Raw genomic sequence first — 6,766 nt, 5'->3', positions numbered from 1 at the left:
AAATTTTTGACTTAGATATTGAAGAAATTAAAGCAGAAAGTTGTACAGAAAATAATAAAAAATATTGGATTTTTGACTCAAATCATTTTCTATCTGTCGAGGAGATGGGGCTTTATTATTACCAGCTTCTCGGATGGAACGGTGTTAGTGATGAAGGCAATATAGTTAAATTAATCATTCATGCTATAAATTACGGAATGCAAAATGAAACTGGTGAGCCAATTTTTGGATATTTAAAAAGACATCGTGCTTGGGTTGACAAAAACAATCATCTGCTATCTGTTACGGAGTTTTTAATTACTAAACTAACCTTAGCTTGGCTTACAAATACTCTAGATTCAAATATAGAATATTTTAAACGTCTTTATTCTAACGAATCCTGTGATAAAGGAAATATAAATTTTGTATGGAATGGGTTGGGTAAAGATTTCTTTCAGAAATTAATATTACAAATTGTTAGTAGATGCATTCCAAATAATTTAGGGTGCAGTGCTCTATCAGGTTGGCCAGATCTTACTCTTTGGAAAAACAATCAAATAAAATTTGTTGAAGTTAAATGCAAAGACAAACTTCATAGGAACCAAGCTTACTGGTTAAGAAATTATTCTCTACCATTGATGTTGGATACTTCTTTGCTTCGTATTAGATCGTAACCTACTTTTATGATTAAAATTTTCGAAATCTAAATGAAAACTTCCTTAATAGATAAATATTCATCGGCACTCTGTGAGAAAACACCTCCTCTGGTTCGCGATCCGAGGCTTTTGATGGAAAAAATTGGAGATATTAATATCTATTATGCTCCATTTGAATGCATTAATCCTGACGCACGAGTGGTGTTAGTCGGAATTACGCCCGGCCCCACTCAAATGATTAATGCCAACAACGAAGCTAGGCGCACCCTTCAAGCTGGAAAATCAGGCATGGAAGCTATTCGAGCTGCCAAGAATGTAGGCGCATTTAGCGGCGAACTTTTGCGGAGAAATCTTATCAATCAGCTCAATCATTGGGGTTTCCACGACTGGCTTGGAATAAAAGATTCATCTGAACTGTTCTCAACATTCAGGCATATGCTACATACAACTTCTTTGCTTCGCTATCCGGTTTTCATCAAAGAAAATGACTACCGAGGAACTCCCGACATGATTAAAAATCCGCTTCTACGTAAATACCTTTTTGAGAATTTTGTTATAGAAGTTGAAGCGCTTAAAAATGCTGTGTTCGTTGGGTTAGGCCCACAAGTACAAAAAATACTAGAACGCCTTATTCAAGAGCGTATATTGGAATCTAACAGAGTTATAGGTGGAATGTTGCACCCATCTGGTAACTGCACTTATCGTATCAATTACCTAATTGGTGATCGCAGCACTCCAAAACCACATGCAACAAACCCGTTACCTTATGACATTGGGCGACGTAAATTTCAAGAACAATTTCTCAGTACATAGGATGTGCTGAACAAAGTGAAGCGCATCGTTCGTGTTAATAGGTAGCATTGGGTTTTTATCACTCCTGTATTTGAATTGGAAAATTATTGATGCCCCATATTTATGATTTCGAGTGGGATGCAAGAAAGGCGTTTTCCAATATGAAGAAACACGGTGTTAGTTTTGAACAGGCTGCACAAGTATTTTTAGATCCACTATCAATTACTGTTTTTGACGAAGCGCATAGTATGAAAGAAGAACGCTGGCTAACATTAGGACAAAATACCAATGGCGATTTGTTGGTTGTTGCCCATACTTATTTGCAAGCTGAGTCAAACCGCTCTTTAGTAAGGATTATTTCCGCCCGATTAGCGACCAAACAAGAGCGCCGGATTTATTCTGAAAGCCCAATATGAAAAATGAGGTTCACCAATGACTAAAACGACAGTTTTTGAAGACGATGATGATATGCCCAATGAGGTGGATTTTAGCAAAGGCGTTCGTGGCAAATTTTACCGTCCGAATGCCAAATTGAATTTGCCGATTTACTTAGACGAGACAGTGCAACAGTTTTTAGCGGCTCTTGCCGCTAAAAAGGGCGTACAAATTTCCGATGTTGCCAATGATTTGCTTAAAAAAGACATCGCCCTATTTGAGTCTTTTAAGCTATAGATTCCTTTTTATTAAAGTAAATATTATGCTCCTTATAGAAAACCTCCACGTCAGCGTTGGCGACAAACCTATCCTTAAAGGGATCAATCTGCAAGTCAAAGCAGGTGAAATCCATGCCATCATGGGGCCTAACGGTTCGGGTAAAAGCACCTTATCGCATATTTTGTCCGGCAAAAGCGGCTATGAAGTCACCCAAGGAAAGGTTACTTATCAAGGTGTGGATTTAACCGAAATGCCCCCTGAAATTCGGGCAAGGGAAGGTGTTTTCCTTGCTTTCCAATATCCGGTGGAAATCCCTGGTGTCAGCAACATTTATCTGTTGAAAGCGGCGTTGAACGCGGTGCGTAAGCATCACGGCCAGCCGGAAGTCGATGCGATGGATTTTCTAACTTTGGTTAAACATAAGGTTAAGTTGCTGGAAATGGATGAGAAGTTTCTGTACCGCGCTGTTAATGAAGGTTTTTCCGGCGGTGAAAAGAAACGCAACGAAATCCTGCAAATGGCGATCTTGGAACCGAAACTGTGCATCCTTGATGAGACGGACTCCGGTCTGGATATTGATGCCTTAAAAGTCGTGGCGGATGGGGTTAATTCTCTGCGTTCCGAGAACCGTGCTTTTGTGATGATTACCCATTACCAACGCTTACTCGATTATATCAAGCCTGATTTCGTGCATGTGTTGGCGCATGGGCAGATCGTTAAATCCGGCGGGCCTGAATTAGCCTTGGAGCTGGAAGAAAAAGGTTACAGTTGGGTTGAAGCCGATCAGCCTGGGGTGGCGGCTTAATGGCAACCAAATCAACCAGCCGCTATATGGCTGAATACCCAACTTTAGCACCCGAATTGCCAGGGCAAAACTTGCCGTGGTTGCAGCAATTACGCAAGGCAGGTTTGAGCAAATTCTCGGCAACCGGTTTTCCTTCACCGCGTGAAGAAGAATGGCGTTACACAAATGTGTCCGCTATTGAAAAGAAGCTGTTTGCACCTGTGTTGGATTTCGTAAGTACTCATCCCAACCTACAATTAATTGATCCGTCTTGGCTGAAAGGGCACCAACTGGAAGAGTCATGGTCAGTGGTTTTGGTCAATGGCCATTTTTCCGCAGAACTGTCTGTGTTGGGCGATTTGCCTGATGGTGTAAAGGTCATGAGTATGGCGGCGGCGTTAATGGCGCTGCCTGATTGGTTACAGCCTTATTTAGGTCAAGCTGTGCAGCCGGGTGAACATGGTTTTGTGGCGTTCAACAGCGCATGGTTTACTGATGGCGTGTTTATTCATGTGCCGACCAATCAAGTTCTGGCTAAACCGGTCCAGATTTTAAATATTACGACACAAGCCGATGTTTTGGCGACGACGCGTAATGTGGTAGTGGTGGATTGTTCTACAAAAACGACGTTGATTGAAACCTTTGTGGCGGCGACGGATGATGCTTATTTATCAACAGCAGTCATGGAAGTATTTGTTGGAGAAAATGCGACATTAACGCATTACAAATTACAGGCAGAATCAGACAAGGCTTATCACTTCGGTGGCACCTATGTGAAACAGGCGCAACATGCCCGTTTTACCCATCACAATTTTGCCTTTGGTGGCTTATTGGCGCGTTGCGATATCCACACCGATTTGGGTGAGGCTTCTGAGTGCGAACTCAATGGCTTATATTTGGGCGTAAAACGCCAGCATCTGGATAACCATACCCGCATCAATCATCTTAAACCGTATGGAATTAGCCGGGAAATCTATAAAGGCGTGTTGGATGATCGTGCGCGAGGTGTGTTTCAAGGTCGGGTGATTGTCGCAGAAGATGCGCAAAAGACCGATTCGCAAATGAATAACCGCAATTTGCTGTTATCCAACGATGCCGAAGCGGATACCAAGCCGCAACTGGAAATTTATGCCGATGATGTTAAGTGTGGGCATGGCGTAACCGTTGGGCAATTGGACGAAAAATCCATTTTTTACCTGCAATCACGTTGCATTGACGAAGAAACTGCCCGCAATATGCTGACCTTTGCGTTTGCTAACGAAATGGTGGATAAGATTAAGATAAAAAGCTTACATGACCAAGTGCTGGAACACGTGTTAGCGAGATTTCCACAGGAAGGAGTCCAAAAAGAGTGGCTGTAACATCTTTACCCATTGAAAAAATCCGGGCAGACTTTCCCATACTGCAAGAAAAAATTCGCAATAAGCCGTTAGTTTACTTGGATAATGCCGCCAGTTGCCAAAAGCCGAATGCTGTTATCGACAGCATCAGTAATTTTTACCGTCACGATTACGCCAATATCCATCGTGGCGTGCATACCTTAAGCGTTCGCGCTACCGATAAGTTTGAATCGGCGCGCGAGAAAGTGCGGGGATTTATTAATGCCGCCAGCACCAAGGAAATCATCTTTGTGCGCGGCGCAACCGAAGCCGTTAATCTGATTGCCCAAACCTTCGGCAAATCCAATATAAAAGCCGGTGACGAGATTGTGATCACCGCTATGGAACATCACTCCAATATCGTGCCTTGGCAAATGTTGTGCGAAGAGACTGGTGCAGTATTGAAAGTTGCGCCGATGAATGTCCAAGGCGAATTAATTTATCCTGAATTTGAAGCCTTGTTGAACGCCAAAACCAAATTGGTTGCAGTGGTACACATGTCCAATGCGTTGGGAACGGTTAACCCTGTAAAACAAATGATTGCTGCGGCGCACGAAAAAAACATCCCAGTTATGTTGGACGGCGCACAAGCTATACCGCACATGCCCGTTGATGTGCAGGATTTAGATTGCGATTTTTATGTGTTTTCTGGCCATAAGTTGTACGGGCCTTCTGGAATTGGCGTGATGTACGGTAAGCAAGCCCTGCTTGAAGCTATGCCCGCTTACCAAGGTGGTGGCGATATGATCAAAACTGTCAGTTTTGAAAAGTCCACCTACGCCGGATTGCCGCATAAGTTTGAAGCCGGTACTCCAGGTATTGCCGATGTGGTTGGCTTAGGGGCTGCAATTGATTATCTTAACGAAATCGGCATGGCTAACATTGCCGCCTATGAAGCCGGATTATTAGCTTATGCCACACAACAAGCCAAACAGATTAAAGGGTTAAGGATTATTGGTGAGGCTGAAGACAAAGGTGCCATCCTGTCTTTTGTACTGGATAAAATCCACCCCCACGACATAGGTACCATGCTGGACAGCTTAGGCATAGCGATCAGGGCAGGGCATCATTGCGCCATGCCAGTCATGGAGTTTTACGGTGTACCTGCAACGGCACGGGCGTCTTTTGCCATGTATAATACCAAGGAAGAAATTGATGTGTTAATGCAAGGGATTACGTCCCTGATTGAGGTTTTTGGCTAATGTTTGAAGATTTACGCGACCTCTACCAAGAGGTCATATTCGACCACAACCGCAACCCGCGTAATTTTCGCGTAATGGAAGATGCCGACCGGAAAGTGGAAGGCTTTAACCCCTTATGCGGGGATAGGTTAACCTTATATTTGAAAATGGATGGTGACAAGATTGCTGATGCCAGCTTTCAAGGTTCAGGCTGTGCTATTTCAACCGCATCGGTTTCTTTGATGACTGAGATCATTAAGGAGAAAACCGAAGCGGAAGCGGAAGCCTTATTCAAAGTCTTCCATGAAATGACAACCGGCAAGGATGAAGGCATTCAATTGGAAGCGGTTGGTAAATTAGCAGTGCTTGCGGGTGTGCGCGAATATCCAGCACGGGTGAAATGCGCTACTTTGGCTTGGCACACGTTGGATGCGGCACTGAAAAACGAACAAAATTCTATTTCTACTGAGTAAATGTTTGTAACCAAAAATAAAGGTTGGGTAAGCTTTAACGTAACCCAACAATCTAAGTCATAGATAATGGGTTACATTAACTCAATCTAGCCTACATGATCGACTGTCAAGGAAAGCTAGCCGTGCTTTATGAAGGCCAAGGCGATATTTCAGCATACCAACAGCTTGCAGAAAAATTACAGCTTCCTTTTTATCAATCGTTTAATGATGACACTTTAGAAAATTTCTTCCTAAGCTGGCGCGAGGGCTCTTTGTCCCTCATTGACAGAAATAACTTGAAAAGCAGCCTATCGGTCGAGATTGAACACCGCCCTGGCGAACAACTTTCCTGGCCTATTGCCAAAACTGGTGCGTTAGCCCAGGCACTGGGGCGTAAAACCAAAACAGTGGTTGATGCTACGGCGGGTTGGGGGCAGGATAGTCTTGCCATGTTCCGTATGGGTTATGTCGTGCTATCACTAGAGCGTTCGCCGGTGATGGCGGAGTTATTGGCGGATGGTTTTAAGCGCTTACAACAATTGGCTTGGGTTCAACAATTAAACCTAGCACCGCCTCAGTTACAAGTAGGCAACGCCATAGAAATTTTAGAAAAGTTGGAATTTAAGCCAGATTGTATCTACCTTGACCCTATGTTCCCGCCCAAACGAAAAAAATCAGCTTTAGCTAAAAAATCAATTATGGTTTTGCGCGATTTGGTTGGGGATGATATGGACAAAGCAGAGCTGTTCTCTACGGCCTTAAAGGCAACAGGCAAACGTGTCGTGGTAAAAAGTCCTGATTACGCCGAGCCTCTGGGTGGTAAGCCGAATGAGAGTTTTCAAGGAAAACTATTGCGTTATGATGTTTATTTAAAATAGTTGGAGCTTAA

General features: G+C 43.3%; 9 protein-coding genes. All 9 read left to right on the top strand.

Features of this window, described 5'->3' with window-relative positions; genetic code table 11:
* The coding region (locus ABL924_RS10810) for a VRR-NUC domain-containing protein (RefSeq protein WP_349027104.1) at positions 1–653 on the top strand (653 nt) is incomplete at its 5' end.
* A gap of 33 nt (positions 654–686) precedes the next feature.
* The gene (locus ABL924_RS10805; protein ID WP_349027103.1) at positions 687–1,448 is read left to right on the top strand and encodes a hypothetical protein; all 762 of its coding nucleotides are present in this window, start codon (positions 687–689) and stop codon (positions 1,446–1,448) included.
* A gap of 89 nt (positions 1,449–1,537) precedes the next feature.
* Positions 1,538–1,843: a BrnT family toxin gene (locus ABL924_RS10800; RefSeq protein ID WP_349027102.1), complete on the top strand. Its 306-nt coding sequence runs from the start codon at positions 1,538–1,540 to the stop codon at positions 1,841–1,843.
* A gap of 16 nt (positions 1,844–1,859) precedes the next feature.
* Positions 1,860–2,099: a hypothetical protein gene (locus tag ABL924_RS10795; RefSeq protein ID WP_349027101.1), complete on the top strand. Its 240-nt coding sequence runs from the start codon at positions 1,860–1,862 to the stop codon at positions 2,097–2,099.
* A gap of 25 nt (positions 2,100–2,124) precedes the next feature.
* Entirely contained in the window at positions 2,125–2,886 is a 762-nt protein-coding gene (sufC, locus tag ABL924_RS10790) for a Fe-S cluster assembly ATPase SufC (RefSeq protein ID WP_349027100.1), read from the top strand.
* Positions 2,886–4,226 carry a Fe-S cluster assembly protein SufD gene (gene sufD, locus ABL924_RS10785; protein ID WP_349027099.1) on the top strand — a complete coding sequence of 447 codons (1,341 nt, stop codon included), beginning with the start codon at positions 2,886–2,888 and terminating at the stop codon, positions 4,224–4,226. Before sufC ends, sufD begins: the two co-directional genes overlap by 1 nt.
* The gene (locus ABL924_RS10780; protein ID WP_349027098.1) at positions 4,217–5,446 is read left to right on the top strand and encodes a cysteine desulfurase; all 1,230 of its coding nucleotides are present in this window, start codon (positions 4,217–4,219) and stop codon (positions 5,444–5,446) included. The genes sufD and ABL924_RS10780 overlap by 10 nt, the downstream gene beginning before the upstream one ends.
* Positions 5,446–5,898, top strand: a complete 453-nt coding sequence (gene sufU, locus ABL924_RS10775; RefSeq protein WP_349027097.1) for a Fe-S cluster assembly sulfur transfer protein SufU — start codon at positions 5,446–5,448, stop codon at positions 5,896–5,898. The genes ABL924_RS10780 and sufU overlap by 1 nt, the downstream gene beginning before the upstream one ends.
* Before the next feature lie 95 nt (positions 5,899–5,993).
* The gene (locus ABL924_RS10770; RefSeq protein ID WP_349027096.1) at positions 5,994–6,755 is read left to right on the top strand and encodes a class I SAM-dependent methyltransferase; all 762 of its coding nucleotides are present in this window, start codon (positions 5,994–5,996) and stop codon (positions 6,753–6,755) included.
* Positions 6,756–6,766 lie beyond the last annotated feature (11 nt).

This window comes from Methyloglobulus sp., assembly GCF_040079455.1.
GTDB lineage: Bacteria > Pseudomonadota > Gammaproteobacteria > Methylococcales > Methylomonadaceae > Methyloglobulus.
The sequence above is the reverse complement of the archived record's forward strand: the minus strand, read 5'-3'. Positions and strand labels throughout refer to the sequence as shown.

Excerpts from the sequence above, each read along its gene's own strand:
- ABL924_RS10800 (WP_349027102.1), top strand. The coding sequence starts at position 1,538 with ATGCCCCATATTTATGATTTCGAGTGGGATGCAAGAAAGGCGTTTTCC.
- ABL924_RS10770 (WP_349027096.1), top strand. The coding sequence starts at position 5,994 with ATGATCGACTGTCAAGGAAAGCTAGCCGTGCTTTATGAAGGCCAAGGC.
- sufD (WP_349027099.1), top strand. The coding sequence starts at position 2,886 with ATGGCAACCAAATCAACCAGCCGCTATATGGCTGAATACCCAACTTTA.
- ABL924_RS10805 (WP_349027103.1), top strand. The coding sequence starts at position 687 with ATGAAAACTTCCTTAATAGATAAATATTCATCGGCACTCTGTGAGAAA.
- sufU (WP_349027097.1), top strand. The coding sequence starts at position 5,446 with ATGTTTGAAGATTTACGCGACCTCTACCAAGAGGTCATATTCGACCAC.
- sufC (WP_349027100.1), top strand. The coding sequence starts at position 2,125 with ATGCTCCTTATAGAAAACCTCCACGTCAGCGTTGGCGACAAACCTATC.
- ABL924_RS10795 (WP_349027101.1), top strand. The coding sequence starts at position 1,860 with ATGACTAAAACGACAGTTTTTGAAGACGATGATGATATGCCCAATGAG.